At 42.5% G+C, this 16,129-nt stretch carries 19 protein-coding genes and 1 pseudogene; 4 read left to right on the top strand and 16 right to left on the bottom strand.

Features of this window, described 5'->3' with window-relative positions; all coding sequences use genetic code 11:
* Nucleotides 1–240: 240 nt before the first annotated feature.
* From lysA to MHB50_RS07765, 15 genes are all read right to left on the bottom strand, one after another.
* Nucleotides 241–1,560, bottom strand: coding sequence for a diaminopimelate decarboxylase (lysA, locus tag MHB50_RS07835; RefSeq protein WP_340085115.1), 1,320 nt, complete (start codon nucleotides 1,558–1,560; stop codon nucleotides 241–243).
* A 133-nt stretch (nucleotides 1,561–1,693) separates the two neighbouring features.
* The gene (locus tag MHB50_RS07830; RefSeq protein ID WP_077113267.1) at nucleotides 1,694–3,190 is read right to left on the bottom strand and encodes a spore germination protein; all 1,497 of its coding nucleotides are present in this window, start codon (nucleotides 3,188–3,190) and stop codon (nucleotides 1,694–1,696) included.
* 25 nt (nucleotides 3,191–3,215) lie between these two features.
* Nucleotides 3,216–3,671 carry a stage V sporulation protein AB gene (locus MHB50_RS07825; RefSeq protein ID WP_077113266.1) on the bottom strand — a complete coding sequence of 152 codons (456 nt, stop codon included), beginning with the start codon at nucleotides 3,669–3,671 and terminating at the stop codon, nucleotides 3,216–3,218.
* Nucleotides 3,631–4,251, bottom strand: coding sequence for a stage V sporulation protein AA (locus MHB50_RS07820; protein WP_340085114.1), 621 nt, complete (start codon nucleotides 4,249–4,251; stop codon nucleotides 3,631–3,633). Before MHB50_RS07820 ends, MHB50_RS07825 begins: the two co-directional genes overlap by 41 nt.
* 97 nt (nucleotides 4,252–4,348) lie before the next feature.
* A complete protein-coding gene (sigF, locus tag MHB50_RS07815) occupies nucleotides 4,349–5,110 on the bottom strand; it encodes an RNA polymerase sporulation sigma factor SigF (protein ID WP_077113264.1) in 762 nt (253 codons plus the stop codon).
* A gap of 12 nt (nucleotides 5,111–5,122) precedes the next feature.
* Nucleotides 5,123–5,563: an anti-sigma F factor gene (gene spoIIAB / locus MHB50_RS07810; RefSeq protein WP_077113263.1), complete on the bottom strand. Its 441-nt coding sequence runs from the start codon at nucleotides 5,561–5,563 to the stop codon at nucleotides 5,123–5,125.
* Between the two features lie 2 nt (nucleotides 5,564–5,565).
* Nucleotides 5,566–5,916: an anti-sigma F factor antagonist gene (spoIIAA, locus tag MHB50_RS07805; protein WP_077113262.1), complete on the bottom strand. Its 351-nt coding sequence runs from the start codon at nucleotides 5,914–5,916 to the stop codon at nucleotides 5,566–5,568.
* A 109-nt stretch (nucleotides 5,917–6,025) separates the two neighbouring features.
* Nucleotides 6,026–7,192 carry a D-alanyl-D-alanine carboxypeptidase family protein gene (locus MHB50_RS07800; RefSeq protein WP_077113261.1) on the bottom strand — a complete coding sequence of 389 codons (1,167 nt, stop codon included), beginning with the start codon at nucleotides 7,190–7,192 and terminating at the stop codon, nucleotides 6,026–6,028.
* Nucleotides 7,193–7,671: 479 nt separating this feature from the next.
* A complete protein-coding gene (gene deoB, locus MHB50_RS07795) occupies nucleotides 7,672–8,859 on the bottom strand; it encodes a phosphopentomutase (RefSeq protein WP_340085113.1) in 1,188 nt (395 codons plus the stop codon).
* Between the two features lie 95 nt (nucleotides 8,860–8,954).
* Complete coding sequence (gene xerD, locus MHB50_RS07790; RefSeq protein WP_077113259.1) at nucleotides 8,955–9,845, bottom strand: site-specific tyrosine recombinase XerD; 891 nt, start codon at nucleotides 9,843–9,845, stop codon at nucleotides 8,955–8,957.
* Nucleotides 9,846–9,850: 5 nt separating this feature from the next.
* Nucleotides 9,851–10,078, bottom strand: a complete 228-nt coding sequence (locus MHB50_RS07785; protein WP_339163008.1) for a YqzK family protein — start codon at nucleotides 10,076–10,078, stop codon at nucleotides 9,851–9,853.
* A 148-nt stretch (nucleotides 10,079–10,226) separates the two neighbouring features.
* Nucleotides 10,227–10,706 carry a Fur family transcriptional regulator gene (locus tag MHB50_RS07780; protein ID WP_077113257.1) on the bottom strand — a complete coding sequence of 160 codons (480 nt, stop codon included), beginning with the start codon at nucleotides 10,704–10,706 and terminating at the stop codon, nucleotides 10,227–10,229.
* A gap of 102 nt (nucleotides 10,707–10,808) precedes the next feature.
* Nucleotides 10,809–11,456, bottom strand: a complete 648-nt coding sequence (gene spoIIM, locus MHB50_RS07775; RefSeq protein WP_077113256.1) for a stage II sporulation protein M — start codon at nucleotides 11,454–11,456, stop codon at nucleotides 10,809–10,811.
* 101 nt (nucleotides 11,457–11,557) lie between these two features.
* Nucleotides 11,558–12,718 carry an endonuclease Q family protein gene (locus tag MHB50_RS07770; RefSeq protein WP_340085309.1) on the bottom strand — a complete coding sequence of 387 codons (1,161 nt, stop codon included), beginning with the start codon at nucleotides 12,716–12,718 and terminating at the stop codon, nucleotides 11,558–11,560.
* Complete coding sequence (locus MHB50_RS07765) at nucleotides 12,718–13,266, bottom strand: NUDIX hydrolase (protein ID WP_077113255.1); 549 nt, start codon at nucleotides 13,264–13,266, stop codon at nucleotides 12,718–12,720. Before MHB50_RS07765 ends, MHB50_RS07770 begins: the two co-directional genes overlap by 1 nt.
* Before the next feature lie 72 nt (nucleotides 13,267–13,338).
* Here MHB50_RS07765 and mciZ point away from each other — a divergent pair, with 72 nt between their 5' ends.
* The 4 genes and pseudogenes from mciZ to MHB50_RS07745 all read left to right on the top strand — a co-directional run bounded on the left by mciZ (nucleotide 13,339) and on the right by MHB50_RS07745 (nucleotide 15,383).
* A complete protein-coding gene (gene mciZ, locus MHB50_RS07760) occupies nucleotides 13,339–13,473 on the top strand; it encodes a Z-ring formation inhibitor MciZ (RefSeq protein ID WP_077113254.1) in 135 nt (44 codons plus the stop codon).
* A gap of 50 nt (nucleotides 13,474–13,523) precedes the next feature.
* Nucleotides 13,524–14,450, top strand: a complete 927-nt coding sequence (locus MHB50_RS07755; RefSeq protein WP_077113253.1) for an aldo/keto reductase — start codon at nucleotides 13,524–13,526, stop codon at nucleotides 14,448–14,450.
* Nucleotides 14,451–14,458: 8 nt separating this feature from the next.
* Nucleotides 14,459–14,912, top strand: a pseudogene (locus MHB50_RS07750) (GNAT family N-acetyltransferase).
* Nucleotides 14,913–15,215: 303 nt separating this feature from the next.
* Nucleotides 15,216–15,383, top strand: a complete 168-nt coding sequence (locus MHB50_RS07745) for an anti-repressor SinI family protein (protein ID WP_083717669.1) — start codon at nucleotides 15,216–15,218, stop codon at nucleotides 15,381–15,383.
* 83 nt (nucleotides 15,384–15,466) lie between these two features.
* Here MHB50_RS07745 and MHB50_RS07740 read toward each other — a convergent pair whose 3' ends face one another.
* Entirely contained in the window at nucleotides 15,467–16,129 is a 663-nt protein-coding gene (locus MHB50_RS07740; protein WP_340085112.1) for a CoA transferase subunit B, read from the bottom strand.

Below are 16,129 nucleotides of genomic sequence, written 5' to 3'. Positions count from 1 at the left end.
AGTCTTTTTTCCATACAGAATATTGTCATTTGTTCGGCACAATTACAAACCAATAGAACAATCCCCATGCAAACGCCAAACCGAACATAAAAAGGAATAAGATTATATTTTGCTTGCGCATGAACGGACACTCCTACCTTCATCATACTCATAAATATGGATAACGGCATAAGAATCAACAAAGTTCATTGTAGCGGCTTTTTCCATTTATCGCAAACTTTTACCTTTTGAGGGAATCATTTAGATCGTCGTTTTTTCGCTATAAGGAATATCCAACCGGACAAGATCGTCATAAGTCTCACGCTTTATAATCAAGCGGCTTGTTCCGTTTTCAACAAACACGACGGGAGGTCTTGGAATACGATTATAGTTGCTAGCCATCGAATAACAGTACGCACCGGTACAGAAAACCGCCAATAAATCATTTGTTTCCGCTTCTGGGAGCGGCAAATCCCAAATCAGCATGTCTCCCGTTTCACAGCATTTGCCTGCAATGGACACGACCTCTTTTGGTTTTTCGTCCGCACGGTTTGCCATAATGGCATCATATTTGGCGCCATAAAGTGCCGGCCTGATATTGTCGTTCATCCCGCCATCAACAGCCACATATTTTCGAATGTCAGGAACTTCCTTGCGGGAGCCGATTGAATAAAGTGTTGTTCCAGCATCTCCAACGAGGGAACGTCCCGGCTCAATCCAAATTTCCGGCATTGGCAGTGCCAATCTCTTCGTTTCCCGTTTAACCTCCAGAATCATTTCTTCCACATACTGTTCAGGTGGCAGCGGTTTATCCTCATCCGTATAACGAATCCCAAAGCCGCCGCCAAGATTGAGAACTTCGGGAGTAAACTGGTATATGTCTTTCCATTCACTGACTTTTCCTAAAATTTTCCTTGCCGCCAATAAAAATCCTGTTGTTTCAAAAATTTGTGAACCGATGTGGCAATGGAAACCGAGCAAATTGAGGAATTTGCTTTCCAACGCTAGGGCCACAGCGGTTTCAGACTGCCCATTTTGTAAATCGAATCCGAATTTCGAATCTTCTTGCCCTGTTGAAATATAGTCATGCGTATGGGCTTCAATTCCCGGTGTAACCCGCAACAAAATATTTACCTTCTGGTTTTTCAGTTGGCAAAGATGATGAAGCATATGAAGTTCATGGAAGTTGTCAACGACAATGCAGCCGATCTGATGGTCAAGCGCCATTTTCAGTTCTTCTTCACTTTTGTTATTCCCGTGAAAATGAATTTTTTCGGCCGGAAAATTCGCGACGATCGCTGTATATAGTTCACCGCCCGAAACAACATCCAGTGACAGGCCCTCTTCATGAACGAGCTGCAGCATGGCTACCGATGAGAAGGCTTTGCTTGCGTATGCTACTTGGTGTTTTACGCCCAATTTTTCAAACATATATTGAAAAGCTCTGGCCCTTTTTCTAATTAAAGCAACGTCGTACACATATAATGGCGTACCATATTTTTCTGCAAGCTTTACGGTATCGCAACCACCGATTTCCAGATGCCCTTTACGATTGATCGTGGCCGTTCCACTTAATTGCATGATGTCTTCCCCCCACTAGTGCATGTATAAGAACAAAGCAATCGGTACTATTTCCGATTGCTTCTCAAGTCAAACATTGACTTATATACTATAAGTAAGCATTACTTTACCATAATATAGAGCATACTGCAATTTATTTTTCGGATTCGCCCGGCCTTTGCCGCACCCTGTTTCTCGGTCGAACAATGCTTGGTCGCAATAAGCTTCCGGGTACTGGACGCCGCATGAAAATTTGGAAGAGAGCGATGGGATTAAAAGGCAAAATCGGCCATAAATAAGGAGCATTTAAAGGTCGCAACGATATTAAAAAAAGTAAATAAATGGTCACCCCCACGATAAATCCGGGTGCTTTGAAAATTGCCACGCAAATGAGCAATAGCATCCGGAAAATTTTATTGGCGACGCTCAATTCATAGCTGGGAGTAGAAAATGTCCCTATGGCGGCTATGGATACATATAAGATGACTTCAGAATGAAATAAACCAACATCTACGGCAATTTGCCCAATCAGAACGGCCGCAATTAACCCCATGGCGGTGGATAATGGTGTCGGGGTATGGATGGCCGCAATTCGCAAAAACTCAATCCCGAGATCGGCAATGAGGATTTGAATGATCAGAGGTATATCAGACTCCTTGTTCGGCCCAATATAAGCCAGTTTTTCCGGCAACAAGGACGGTTCCATGGCATATAAAAACCATAGTGGCAGCAAAAAAATGGATACCCATATGCCAAGAAACCTCGTCCACCTGACAAATGTCCCCACAGCCGGCGATTGCCGGTACTCTTCTGCATGCTGCATATGATGAATAAATGTCGCAGGCGCAATCATCACACTTGGAGATGTATCAATGAAAATCAGGACATGCCCCTCCAGTAAATGAATGGAGCCGACATCTGCCCTTTCCGTATAGCGGACGAGTGGGTAGGGATTATAACCCTGTTTCAGCAGAAACTCTTCAACCGTTTTGTCCGCCATCGATATTCCGTCAATATGAATGTTGTTCAATTCCTTTTTCACTGTATCAACAAGCTGGGGATTCGCGACTCCGTCTATATACCCGATCGCAACATCTGTTTTGGATCTTTCCCCCACTTTAATCATCTCAAAACGGAGCCTTTCATCACGGATTCTCCTGCGGGTCAATGCCGTGTTAACGATCATGTTTTCTACATAACCATCTCTTGATCCCCGTACTACTTTTTCCGTGTCAGGCTCCTCCGGCTCCCTTCCCGGATAGCTCCGAACATCTACAATCATCGCTTGTTTTTCGCCTTCAATGACAATCCCGACCAACCCTGACAGTACTTGATCCACCAATTCATCAAACGTTTTTACATGTTCGACAGATTCGTGGACAAGCCGGTTTTCAATGATTTCTGGCAAGCTTTCGGACGGTTTTTCCTTCTCATTCAAATTAACGAGCTCTTTTAATAATTCAACGATAAATTGAGTGTCACACAGCCCATTGACATAATAGATATGGATTTCGCTTTTTAATATAACGAGTTTTCTGTGTCCAATGTCGAAGCTTGTTCCCAGACCGACCCTGTCTTTAAAGTACTGTTCCAATCGTTTCAAATCAGCCGGAATTTCTCTAAATCGCTTTTCTGCTTTATTTTCACCCATACAATAAGCTCCTTTTTTAACTCGATTATTCAAACTCTACAAAATAGAGCCATTGAAACAAAGAGCCTGCCATTTTACCAAAAACAAGGGCCATTAATAATAAGATTAACTTTCCTTTCATGCCGATCCGTTTTGACAAGATCGGCAGAACATTTAAGACTTCCGTAAGTGCGGCAGCAAGCATTCCAATAAACAATCCATTCGCCAAGCCGACTGGAATTAACAGGCTTGAATACAGCTTGATAGACCCGTTTCGCAAGTCGAACAAAGAGGAGACGACCACACTGATAATGACTGCCCATTCATAAGCCTGAATTTGGTGTCCTGTCTTTGTCAGTTGGGTTAACCTCGGAATAATCCCCAGCACGGTTAAAAAAGCAACAAAACCAATTCCCACGGCAAGCCCGCCAGCCAGGCCGACAAAAATGGTGCATAAAGCACTAACGATCGTCAAGCCGCTCTGCACTTTCTTTCTTTTCATGAACGATTACGTACTTGTCCAAATCTTGCTGATAGTTAAACATTTCGATTTCCAGCGGGCTCGGCTCCTCATTAAGTCTCTTTTTGAATAAATGATTAAAAAAGAGGATCATTCCTACTCCCAGTCCAATTGAATAGGGAACCTGCAGTAAATACGGTCTGTCATTTTCTATTCCGGTCAACATCCAATACAGCTTTTGATGAATCTCCTGCATGCTTGTTTCTTCATGGAAGTTCATAATGGTAAGTCCCGAACCGACAAACAAAAGCAGCCAAACAACGATGAATAAAAGAAAGTTGGCTGTCTTTGACTTTTGTACAAATTCAACAATCGTTTCCTCGGGTCCGACTGTTTGAATATTACTCTGTGGAAAGTGGCCGCCGATCTTATCAATAATCATTAAAGCGTCAATCACAACAAATTTGCCTTCCCTATCTGTTTTCACATACAACTCCAGCGCATACAGCGCTTTCAGCATCTGTTCCGGAGCAATGATGTTGGCAATGTCGTAAAGCCTAATGGGCCGTTCCTCTACCATTTCCACTCGGTGCTTCATTTGAATGTATATCGTATCCTCCATTTTCCCACTTCCCGAAACTGCATATTGTGTCATTTATTATCTGCAAAACTGACATGTTCATGCATTTGAAGTGAACAATAAAAAAAGAGCGCATGGATTACGTCGGCTCCATACGCTCTTTCATTTGCTCCAATATTTTTTTTTCAAGACGGGAAACTTGCACTTGGGAAATGTCCAATCGTTTGGCCACTTCTGATTGGGTTTGGTCCTTATAGTATCTTAAATAGACAATCAGTCGTTCTCGTTCATCTAGGCCTCGAATCGCTTCCTCAAGAGCAATTTTATCGAACCACTTATGATCAGCCTGGTCAGACAGCTGGTCCATCAGTGTAATGGGGTCGCCGTCGTTTTCATAAACGGTTTCATGGATAGAGGCGGGAGATCGTCCGGCGTCTTGCGCCATGATGATATCTTCGACCGTTACACCGAGATGATCTGCGATTTCGGATACGGTTGCGACTTTTCCATTTTTCTTGGCAAGCTCATCTTTCGTTTTTCTGATTTTATTGCTTAATTCTTTTAATGACCTGCTTACCTTCACTGTCCCGTCATCGCGAATAAAGCGCTGAATTTCCCCGATAATCATTGGAACAGCATACGTTGAAAATTTCACATCATAAGAAAGGTCGAATTTGTCAACTGATTTTAAAAGCCCGATGCTGCCAATTTGAAATAAATCATCCGGTTCATACCCTCGATTTAGAAAGCGTTGGACGACTGACCATACAAGCCGCATGTTTTTTTCAACAAGCAACTCTCTCGCTTCTTGGTCGCCAGCCTGGCTTCTTTTAATATATTCTTTTACTTCCTCGTCAGTTAAAAAAGGGGCATTTGCATTTTTTTTAAGCTCCACATCCATAGGCGCGGCTCCTTAGTTGCATAACGCTTTATTTTTCGTTACATACTTGATTAAGCGAATGGTTGTGCCTGTACCAGGGTGTGATTCAATTTCCAGGTGATCCACAAAATTCTCCATGATGGTAAATCCCATTCCGGATCTTTCCATTTCCGGCTTCGTTGTAAACAATGGCTGTCTGGCTTCATCAATGTCTCGAATGCCGACACCGTTATCCCGTATGACCAAATCCACCTTTCCATCCTCTATGGCTGCCGAAATATAAACAATTCCCGCCGGGTTTTGTTCGTAGCCATGGATGATGGCATTTGTAACAGCCTCTGACACGACTGTCTTGATCTCCGTCAATTCATCCATTGTCGGATCCAGTTGAGCAATAAAGGCGGCGACAGTCACTCTCGCAAATGATTCATTTTGGCTTAGTGCACTAAACTGAATTTTCATCTCGTTCCTCATTGTTAAGCAACCCCCAATCTTTCAAGTGCAAATTGCTCTGAAGATTCAAAACGGACAATTTTAAAAAGACCGGACAATTCAAACAATCTCTTTACCGGCGGAGAAATAGAGCAAACAACCATTTCTCCTTTTTTTAATTTGATTTGCTTATATCGGCCCAGGATGACCCCAAGCCCTGAACTATCCATAAAAGTAAGCTTTTCGAGGTTTAAAACGAGATGTAAGATGTCATTCTTTTCCATTTCCATACTGATTTTTTCTCGCAGCATTTCCGCGGTGTGATGATCCAGCTCCCCGGATAGACGAATGCACAAGACGTCTTGTTTTACTTCCATTTCCATTGTCAAACCCACTATGCACAGCCTCCTTATATGTCAATAGTGAGTCAATTCTACCTTTATGTTCCGGATTCCTTCCTCGTGACAAAACTAGAAGTAATTCGCTAAAGTATCTCAAATATCGTTATTTTGATTGTGTAAATAATCCGAAAGACCGTTTATATAACTGCCACCAATTTGCTTTTTCCACGTTTTTTTCAGCGACAAGCGGAGCGGACAGCAATTGCTTTCCGTTTTTTTCAATAATGATTTCTCCGACTTCGTCACCTTTTCTTAATGGAGCCTTGAGGTTTTTATGCAGTTTTACTTTCGTTTGAAAATCTTTAGCTTCCTCATCTTTTTTCGTCAAAATGGAAATGGGTTCTGCGGTTTTGGCATTGACTTCCTTCAACGAACCTTTGCTGATTTTTGCTTTTCCAAGCACTTCATCCTTTGGATAAAGGGAGTGGGAAGCATATTGTGAAAAAGCATAGTCAAGCATTTTTGTAATCTGGGTATTTCTGCTTTTGGATGTCGGTGCTCCAAATACGACAGCAATGACACGCATCCCGTCTTTTTTCGCAGTGGCTGTAAGGCAATACTTCGCGTCGCTCGTAAAGCCGGTTTTTAATCCGTCCACACCGGGATAAAAGCGGACGAGTTTATTCGTATTGACAAGCCAGAATTTTTTATCTGTATCCTCCCGTAAATACGATTCATACAACTTCGTAAAATCTGTGATTTCTTCATGCTTTAACAATTCTTTTGCCATGATGGCCATGTCATGTGCGGTGCTGTAATGATCTTTCGCTGTCAATCCTGTCGTATTTTGAAATTTGGTATCTTTCAACCCCAATTCCGCTGCGCGCTTGTTCATTTTCTCTACGAAAGCTTCTTCACTTCCCGCTATTCGTTCGGCAAGTGCGACAGAGGCATCATTTGCGGAGGCAATGGCGACACCGAGTAACAGCTCCTTGACTGTCATCTCTTCACCAGCCTCAAGAAAGATTTGTGATCCCCCCATAGATGCAGCATACTCGCTCGTCCTGATTTTTTCGTCAAGCTTGAGCTGTCCGCTGTCAAGCGCCTCCATGACTAACAGCATCGTCATCACCTTTGTCATTGATGCGGGCGGCAGTTTTTCTCTGCTATTTTTCTCATATAAAACAGCTCCTGTATCACGCTCAATTAAAATGGCTGATTTCGAATCATCCGAGAGTTCAGTTTTTTTCTCTTCTGCCGATACGGGCTTGAATATAAAAGCTGTGGCAAGTAGCAATAAAGATAAGAATAAAACGGCGAACCTCTTCATCCTAACCCCTCCAATTATTCTTTTAAAAACGGGAAAGTTTACCAACTATCCCCATTCTCTCCTGGAAGAGTTTTTTTATACGATGTTTTATAAAAAAGAATGAAGTATACTTATCACCCAAGAAGCATTCAACTACTGGCATAGTGCACAGACTACTGTATGAGGTACAAGGACCCCCGGCTTACCTTTATTCCCGAGATCTTGTTTAGGAAAATGAAACGATCTGGCGCTGTGAAGACTTCCATGATTGGAGGAAAAGAAGCACATTGCTGTCATTATGGGGGGCATTACATTTCGATAGAAGAGGAAGAGAATCCAAAGGCCGAAAAATCCGCCAATTTATACAGCTACAGTCTCCGGTCACGCTTTCACAACCCGGTGACCGGTTTTCCATCGTTCTGCCTGGAAGGACCGTATAAATAAAAAATCAGGTGGAAGAGATAGGTTTTCTTCCACCTGATGATAAGATCATTTCGTGATTAGAGAGGGTCTTCGATTAACAAGTCTAAAAAACTGTCTCCGGCACCGGTCCATTTTAACCGGAAATTGGCGGCAACTGTTGCGCCGACATCAGCGAAAGATTTGCGGATTGGCAGTTCTCCCCCTCTTTTAAACCTTTTTGAATACACTAATAGCGGAACATATTCTCTTGTATGGTCGGTCCCATGATGTGTCGGGTCATTACCATGATCCGCTGTAATGATCAATAAATCATCGTCTTTTAATCTTTCAATGATTTCCGGAAGCCGTTCATCAAACTGTTCGAGCGCTTTTGCGTATCCTTGTGGATCACGTCTGTGTCCGTATTTGGCATCAAAGTCAACCAGATTGATAAAGCTGATCCCGTTAAAGTCTCTTTGCATTGTTTGAATCAGCGTGTCGACCCCTTCCATGTTGGAAGTTGACCGGAATGACTCGGTTATTCCTTCCCCATCGTAAATATCATGTATTTTTCCAATGGCAATCACGTCGAATCCGGCATCACGCAAGTGATTCAAGACAGTTGGCTTGAACGGCTTTAAAGCATAATCATGACGGTTGGCAGTTCTTTGAAAATGACCGGGTGCTCCAATAAAGGGCCGGGCAATCACACGCCCTACTTTAAACTCGTCCGCCAAAGTGATTTCTCGCGCCTTTTTACATATATCATACAACTCTTCAAGCGGGACCACCTCTTCATGGGCGGCAATTTGCAAAACAGAATCAGCCGATGTGTAAACGATCAAGGCCCCGGTTTTCATATGTTCCGGGCCAAGCCTTTCAATGATTTCTGTTCCGCTTGCCGGAATATTGCCGATAATGGATCTGCCTGACGCTTGCTCCAATTTGGTTATTAATAGCTCAGGAAATCCGTTAGGAAATACTTTAAACGGATGGCTCGTAATTAAGCCCATTAATTCCCAATGCCCTGTCATCGTATCCTTTCCCATCGAAGCTTCCCGCATTTTCGTATAGTAGGCAAGGGGCGGATCAGCCTTCTCAATTCCTTTGATTTCCTTTATATTGGAGAGGCCAAGCCTGCCCATGTTGGGCATATGTAAACCGTTCATTCTTTCGGCGATATGTCCGAGCGTGTCTGCTCCTATATCTCCGAACTCTTTTGCATCCGGTGCTTCTCCTATCCCTACAGAATCTAAAACAATAATATGAATTCTTTTATATGACATTCCTTGGGCCTCCCTGAATTCAAATGTTGTATGTAACAGTATTATACCCGCTCAGGAACATCAAAAAACCACTTTTGCCTATAGCATAAGCATACTTAAGCGCGGGGGTGGTATTTTGCATACATATCTTTTAATCTCTTTTTTGATACATGTGTATAAATTTGAGTAGTGGATATGTCCGCATGGCCAAGCATTTCTTGGACAGCCCTTAGATCGGCGCCGTTTTCCAGCAAGTGAGTGGCAAAGGAGTGCCTGAAAGTATGCGGAGTGAGTTCTTTTTTGATGTTTGCCTCCGCGGCTATTTTTTTTACGTTTTTCCAAAATCCTTGTCTTGACATCCGTTTTCCATGATGGTTTAAAAATAAGGCGTTCGTTTTGTATTTTTTCCGCAACTTTGGTCTCGCGTTTCGCAAGTATGTTTCCACTGCCTCAATCGCGGCGGAACCGATCGGAATGATTCTTTCCTTATTGCCCTTCCCGACGCAGCGAACAAATCCAATCGTCAAATGAACATCATCCAAATCCAAGTTCAGCAGCTCGGTTACCCTTAAACCGGTTCCATACAAAAGCTCCAGCATGGCCCGGTCACGCATGCCAAATACGGTTGTCGAATCCGGTGCTTCCAACATCGTTTGCACTTCAGTGATGGACAGAACCTTCGGCAGTACTTTCTCCTGCTGCGGCGATTCGATATGAATAGTAGGATCGCGCTCTGCAATCCGTTCTCGAAGCAAAAATTGATGGAAGGAGCGAATGGAGGCGATATGCCTTGCCAATGTTCGCGTTGATTTTCCTTCTCCCTTTAGTTGGCCCAGAAATTGGATAATATGCATTCTGGTAATATCATTATACTGTTTCAGCCTTAACACACTTTGAATATAATGAAGATAGCTTTCCAAATCACGTTCATAAGATTTTATCGTATTGTCTGCCAATCCCTTTTCTACAACCATAAAGTGGATAAAATCTTGAAGTTCATCTTTCATGTTCCCTACTCCCCATTTAAGTAAAAAAGCATGAGACGGGAAAACCAGCCGTTTTTTTCTTCCCCGCCTTGCTGAATCACCTTGATGGCCGTTCCCTCCGGTTCGTCATAACGGCGGTAATTCTCATATTCCTGGCTTATCAAAATCATACCATAATAAAATAAAATCGTGCACGCGGCAAATAATAAAAACACTCTAATGGTACTAAAGATCATCTTGAAAAAGTTCCCCATTTGAAACCCAACCTTTATATCTTTTATTCAAATTATTCCGTATTACCATGATATGCATATCTTGTCCCCATTTATACCTGCACGGTTGGGAAAAGCATCAATGGGCAACAAAAAACGCCTTTTCCTCCTGTTCCGGAAAAAGGCGTTACTATTCTTTATCACGTTTATCATTGGCTTTTTTAGGATCTGGTTTTCCTTGACAGCGCCAGCAAATCCCGTGAAAAGTCAAGCGATGGTCTTTAATTTTAAAATTCCAGTCATGCTCGACGACTTTTTCCACATCTCCAAGCAAATCTTCCTGGATTTCGTCGACTGTCCCACACTCAATACAGATGAGGTGGTGGTGGAAGTGATCAGCTCCCTCTTGCCGTAAATCATAACGGGAAACCCCGTCTCCAAAATTAATTTTATCCACTACTTTTAATTCCGTAAGAAGCTCCAGCGTCCTATATACCGTAGCAAGGCCTATTTCCGGCGATTTTTCTTTGACCAGAAGATAAACATCTTCCGCGCTCAAGTGATCGTCTTCATGTTCAAGCAGCACCCTTACCGTGGCTTCACGCTGGGGAGTAAGCTTATAGCTTGCGGAATGTAGTTGTTTTTTTATTCTTTCGATCCGACTTTCCATCTTATGTATCCTCCCTCGCCACTGTCTTTTATATTATAGCAGACAAAGGCTAATAATCAAATTAAAATCATTATAAAATGGAGGCCGGATTCATTGAGAATGCTATCCTTGAAGCGAGGCTAAAATGGACTTCATCAACACCGGTGCAGCATAGGCTTCGATGCTCGCAGCCACTGTGATAACAGCAACCACAGCTATATACGACATAAAATAACGGGCAAATTCAGGAACGATCCGATAGGAAAATCCCTGCCTGACAAATATTTTTCTGATTAACTTAATTGAAAATGCGATTGATATCGCCCCGATAAAAATATAAACAGGGATGATAAGCAAGTTTTGCGGCAGCAGTGTTACAAAAGCCAACAATAGTCCATTCCAACCCATTTGATGGACAAGAAAACCTACTGAAAAACCGATAGTCACCCCTTTTAAAAAGAGCAAAATTAATATTAAAGGGAATCCGATGATAGAAATGCCGAGCAACCACATTAGTCCGACAAATTTCACATTATGAAAAAAACTGATTTTTAACAGCTCTTCTGACTTGCCGATCTTTCCATCGGCAACTTGTCCAAAAAACTGATTCAAGTAATAAAACAAATCTTCTTTTTGCGCGACGGACAAACTGTTCACGATGATGGCACCGAAAATGATGCCCATCACAAACAAAACCATAATAAAACAGTAAATAGAAAAGTAGAATTGTACATGACGCGTGATAAAATTAGAAGAAAACCGTTTCCGCATTTGCTGCTTCCCCCCGTTCTACGATTGTTACATCTTATGAATGGGGACCACAGCATATGACTCAATGGCAACAGTTTTCTCTTTGTGAAAAGATTGGAAAATCACCGCTTGGCAACTTTTCCGTACCGACCTCCACCACCTGCTTCGAGCTCAAGGCCGCCCTTTCTTGCTTGTAGAATGAGATCTGAAAGTTGTGGCTTGATGACTGCCTGTAAATCTTCTCTTGTCACACGATGCAATATGTTCATTTCAGAGCCGAAGTGATGATATAATGTTTCCTTTGTTTTTGGGCCAAGCCCCGGTAAAAAGTCAAGCGGCACTTGATGAATATAAGGGGGGCGTGTTGGAGGCGTACCGCCTTTCGCCAACTCAGCAATCCTTTCCGAAACACCTTTTGTAAACTTTTTCGACCCGCATTCGCTGCAAGTATCCCCTTCCTTTACTGTGAAGCATTTGGCACATGCCGTTCGATAATATTTGCCAAGAAAAGGATTTAGCCCGTAATTTTCAACAATATGATGCCCATCAAGTCGATGCATCATTTTTTGAATGGACCGGAACGTCGGTGATGCCAAACGCACTTTTTGATACTCTCTTGCCATTTTCGGGAGGGAATGGGCATCCGAATTGGAGAGGAAAACATAGTGATGCAGTTCGTTCATTTGATCAGCCATCGCGGTATCGGAACTTAGCCCGAGTTCCATTGCATCAATTTGATCCGGTGCAAATACTTCTGTTAAAGATTGTTTCACCCCTTTTCCATATAAGCTTTTGAATGGGGTGAACACATGGGCGGGAATAAACAGCCCGCCGAGGGAGCGCACAGTCTCTTGAACGGTCACAGCACTCTCATATACGCGTTGTGTGCTTAGTTGAATATTTGTTACCCGTTCGGAAAGCCAAGCAGAAAAGTCCGTCAACGACAGCAATGTGGGAAAATAGGCAAGAACATGAATCGGACCGCTGCATTTTTCATCCAACAGTTCCATTTCAGTACCAGGGATCAGGGTCACATCTTCTTGAAACCGAAAGCCGCCCTCTTTCAATTCTACTAGTTCACTGGCGTTCAAAAGCATGGTCATTTCTTCTATTACTTCGGGTGAGTGGCAATCTATGACTCCTACAATATCCAATCCTTTTGGAAAGCGGGCCGCCTTTAAAATGTTGGTCAAAGTTAAGTTTTTGGCTGCCGTAATTTTCACCGGTTTGCCTGTATACGTTCTTCCGATATGTATATGCAGGTCGGCAAAATAATCCTTCATCATTGTTTTTGTCCCAAAAGCTCCATGAATTGGACAGCAAAAACAGTTTTGGCATCGTAAATGCGCTTATCATGAATATACTGTAAAGCTTCATCCAAGGTTACTTCAAATAATTCTACAAATTCATCATCGTCCCCATTTAAAGGATTCTCCACTTTCTCCAAGTGCTCTGCATAATAAAGATGGATCACTTCATCGGCAAAACCAGGTGATGTATAAAATGAAGTAATATATTTCATTTGTCCTGCCCGGTATCCCGTTTCTTCTTCCAATTCCCTTTCAGCCGTTACAGCCGGATCTTCACCCGGCTCCAACTTTCCCGCCGGTATTTCTAGAAGAGATCTTTCGAGCGCCTTCCGATATTGTTCAACCATGACTATTTTTTTATCTTCCGTCACCGCTATAACGCCTACTGCACCTGGGTGGCGCACTATTTCACGTGTTGATGTATTTCCATCAGGAAGCGCAACCTCGTCCACCTGAACACTTATGATGTTTCCTTGAAAAATTGGCTGTGAACGGATTGTTTTTTCTTCAAATTTTTTCAACTTTCTCAGCTCCCTGTTCTATTTCTTTTCTGGATTCTCATATATTTTACCATACACCAGGGAGGGATTGCCGTGAGAGTGATCATTGGAGAAAAACGGATCGTATTATCAGGAAAAGCTTGGGAAATTCAAGCTCTTTTGAAGAAATACGCTAGGAAGCATCAGTTTTTGAAGGATTGGCTGGACTCCTGCACATTGATTGAATAGGCATACTGCATTTCGTTACAATAGATGCTGAATAGAAAGGCGGGATGTGTATGGAGAAACGGAAACTTGGAAAATCCAATTTATGGGTGTCAAAAATGGGCCTCGGCTGCATGTCACTCGGGACAGACGAAGTGAAGGCAGCCGGGATCATTGAGGCCGCCATTGAGGAAGGTGTAAATTATTTCGATACAGCCGATTTATACGATTATGGCGTCAATGAGGAAATGGTCGGAAAAATACTTGCTCCCTTCCGCGACGAAGTCATCATCGCCACGAAAGTCGGTAATCGATGGAACGAGCAAAAAGACGGCTGGCGCTGGGATCCATCTAAAAAGTATATAAAAGAGGCTGTCAAAAACAGCCTGCGGCGTCTGAAAACCGATTATATCGACCTGTACCAATTGCATGGCGGAACAATAGAAGACCCCATTGATGAAACAATCGAAGCTTTTGAGGAATTAAAAGCCGAAGGACTCATCCGATTTTACGGCATTTCCTCCATTCGGCCAAATGTCATTCGAGAGTACGTAAATCGTTCCGCCATCGACAGCATCATGATGCAATACAATCTCTTAGACCGGCGTCCGGAAGAATTGATGCCGTTTCTGAAAGAAAATGATGTCAGTGTTGTCACACGAGGATCTGTCGCAAAAGGCATGTTGAGTGATAAAATGCTCGAATTAAGAGAAGAGCAATTCGAAGAACTGGAATACCTCAACTATTCTGCGCAGGAGCTGTATGAATTCTATGAAAGTGTAAAAGCGAAGCTGTTAAGTCGTTCCGACAGGACGCTCAATGAATTGGCTCTTCAATTTAACTTATCCAATTCATCAGTAGCCGCTGTTGTAGTCGGCGCCAGCAGCATTGAACAAGTACGGGATAATGCCCGAGCTGTAAACGCACGTCCCTTATCAAATGAAGAAATGGGCATCCTCTCCATATTAACGAAAAAGAATCGGTATTCCAGCCACCGTTAATATCTAAGGTGTTCATTAGAAAAGCAAAATGCCAAGATAGTAATTTATTAAGTCATTTATCATTTAGCTTATAGATCAAAAGCTTACTGGGGATATTCTGAAGAATTCCTACAAAAATGTAAAGATGATTTGACTATTACGAAAGAGTATATAGAAAAAAATCCTGTTTATTTACTGGAAAACGATAACAATTTAGTCGCATTTTATAGCTTCTCTATACATGACCGGAAATTAGAAGCGTTATTCATTGATCCCGCTTATATAGGTAAGGGATTGGGAAGGTTTATGTGGGAAGATTTATTAAACAAAGCGAAAGCATTAGGGATAAGCGAATTTACTCTTCATAGTGAACCTAAAGCAGAAGGCTTTTATTTAAAAATGGGAGCGAAAAAGATCGGGATAACTACATCTACTGTTTTTCCTGACCGTAAGCTCCCACTTATGAAGGTTCATGTAATATAAGGATATAAATCTTGATGACGCGCCAATAGTTCCGTTGCATCGTGAAAAATGGCGCTCATGCATGGTCGATGACCAAAGCTTCCTCTCTGCCCGGATTTCCTGCTTTCCTCCAAATATCCTTTTTTCTCGAATACTTTTCATACTAAAAACATGGAAAAATGCTAAATATGACGTGTTTTGTCTAATTTTCGTTCTCTATTAAGCAATTACGTCCTTTTCCTCTCCATTTCGTCACTTTATAAAGAACGTTCCGTTCCCTATAATGAACGTTATGGGGAAATAGAGTTGTATAGGGGGTCTTTCATGAGAGAAGCACAAAACAGACAGAAAAATAGCCAAAAGCTCGATAGCGAATGGGTAACGCTTCTGATGGAAGCAAAGCGACTAAATATAACCCCGGATGAAATTCGCCGCTTCCTTAATAAAAAATCCAAAACCTTTCAGCAAGATGATTTCGACAAAAAATCATAGTTTCGCTGAGAGAAAGATCCATAGACCTAAACATGAGACGGCTTGATTTCCGCGAGAGGAACAAGCCGTCTTTATTTTGATCTTTAATATGCATTCATCGTAACACCCGGATCTACTTGCAATTCCGGCTCGGTTGATGCTTTTACATCCTCTATTGAATATCCCTTGGCCACTTCTTTAAGTACTAATCCTGATTTCGTTACATCGATCACCGCCCGGTCGGTAATGATCCGGTCGACGACCTGCTTGCCTGTTAAAGGCAGGGAACATTCATTTAAAATTTTCGGTTCGCCGTTTCTATTGACATGCTCCATGATGACAATCGTTTTTCCGGCTCCATGAACCAAGTCCATGGCTCCGCCCATCCCTTTGATCATTTTTCCAGGGATCATCCAGTTGGCCAAGTCGCCATTTTTTGACACTTCCATTCCACCCAAAATAGCAATATCCACATGTCCGCCCCGAATCATCGCAAATGATTCGGCACTGTCAAAATAAGCTGCACCTGGAATGGCTGTCACTGTTTCTTTCCCGGCATTGATTAGGTCAGCATCCACCTCATCTTCTGTCGGATAAGGGCCAATTCCGAGCAAACCATTTTCCGATTGCAACACGACTTGTTTATTTTCAGATATATAATTGGCAACCAACGTAGGCATACCGATGCCGAGATTCACGTAAAAACCGTTTTGAATCTCTTTTTCTGCCCTTTTGGCAATCTGCTCCCGAATGGCAGCTTTGCTCAT

Source organism: Siminovitchia sp. FSL H7-0308 (assembly GCF_037980985.1).
GTDB classification, from domain to species: domain Bacteria; phylum Bacillota; class Bacilli; order Bacillales; family Bacillaceae_C; genus Siminovitchia; species Siminovitchia thermophila.
Note: the sequence above shows the minus strand (reverse complement) of the source record. Positions and strands in the feature narration are given on the sequence as shown.

Excerpts from the sequence above, each read along its gene's own strand:
- lysA (WP_340085115.1), bottom strand. The coding sequence starts at position 1,560 with ATGCAATTAAGTGGAACGGCCACGATCAATCGTAAAGGGCATCTGGAA.
- MHB50_RS07830 (WP_077113267.1), bottom strand. The coding sequence starts at position 3,190 with ATGGGTGAAAATAAAGCAGAAAAGCGATTTAGAGAAATTCCGGCTGAT.
- MHB50_RS07825 (WP_077113266.1), bottom strand. The coding sequence starts at position 3,671 with ATGAAAAGAAAGAAAGTGCAGAGCGGCTTGACGATCGTTAGTGCTTTA.
- MHB50_RS07820 (WP_340085114.1), bottom strand. The coding sequence starts at position 4,251 with ATGGAGGATACGATATACATTCAAATGAAGCACCGAGTGGAAATGGTA.
- sigF (WP_077113264.1), bottom strand. The coding sequence starts at position 5,110 with ATGGATGTGGAGCTTAAAAAAAATGCAAATGCCCCTTTTTTAACTGAC.
- spoIIAB (WP_077113263.1), bottom strand. The coding sequence starts at position 5,563 with ATGAGGAACGAGATGAAAATTCAGTTTAGTGCACTAAGCCAAAATGAA.
- MHB50_RS07800 (WP_077113261.1), bottom strand. The coding sequence starts at position 7,192 with ATGAAGAGGTTCGCCGTTTTATTCTTATCTTTATTGCTACTTGCCACA.
- deoB (WP_340085113.1), bottom strand. The coding sequence starts at position 8,859 with ATGTCATATAAAAGAATTCATATTATTGTTTTAGATTCTGTAGGGATA.
- xerD (WP_077113259.1), bottom strand. The coding sequence starts at position 9,845 with ATGAAAGATGAACTTCAAGATTTTATCCACTTTATGGTTGTAGAAAAG.
- MHB50_RS07785 (WP_339163008.1), bottom strand. The coding sequence starts at position 10,078 with ATGGGGAACTTTTTCAAGATGATCTTTAGTACCATTAGAGTGTTTTTA.
- MHB50_RS07780 (WP_077113257.1), bottom strand. The coding sequence starts at position 10,706 with ATGGAAAGTCGGATCGAAAGAATAAAAAAACAACTACATTCCGCAAGC.
- spoIIM (WP_077113256.1), bottom strand. The coding sequence starts at position 11,456 with ATGCGGAAACGGTTTTCTTCTAATTTTATCACGCGTCATGTACAATTC.
- MHB50_RS07770 (WP_340085309.1), bottom strand. The coding sequence starts at position 12,718 with ATGAAGGATTATTTTGCCGACCTGCATATACATATCGGAAGAACGTAT.
- MHB50_RS07755 (WP_077113253.1), top strand. The coding sequence starts at position 13,524 with ATGGAGAAACGGAAACTTGGAAAATCCAATTTATGGGTGTCAAAAATG.
- MHB50_RS07745 (WP_083717669.1), top strand. The coding sequence starts at position 15,216 with ATGAGAGAAGCACAAAACAGACAGAAAAATAGCCAAAAGCTCGATAGC.
- MHB50_RS07740 (WP_340085112.1), bottom strand. The coding sequence starts at position 16,129 with ATGAGCAAAGCTGCCATTCGGGAGCAGATTGCCAAAAGGGCAGAAAAA.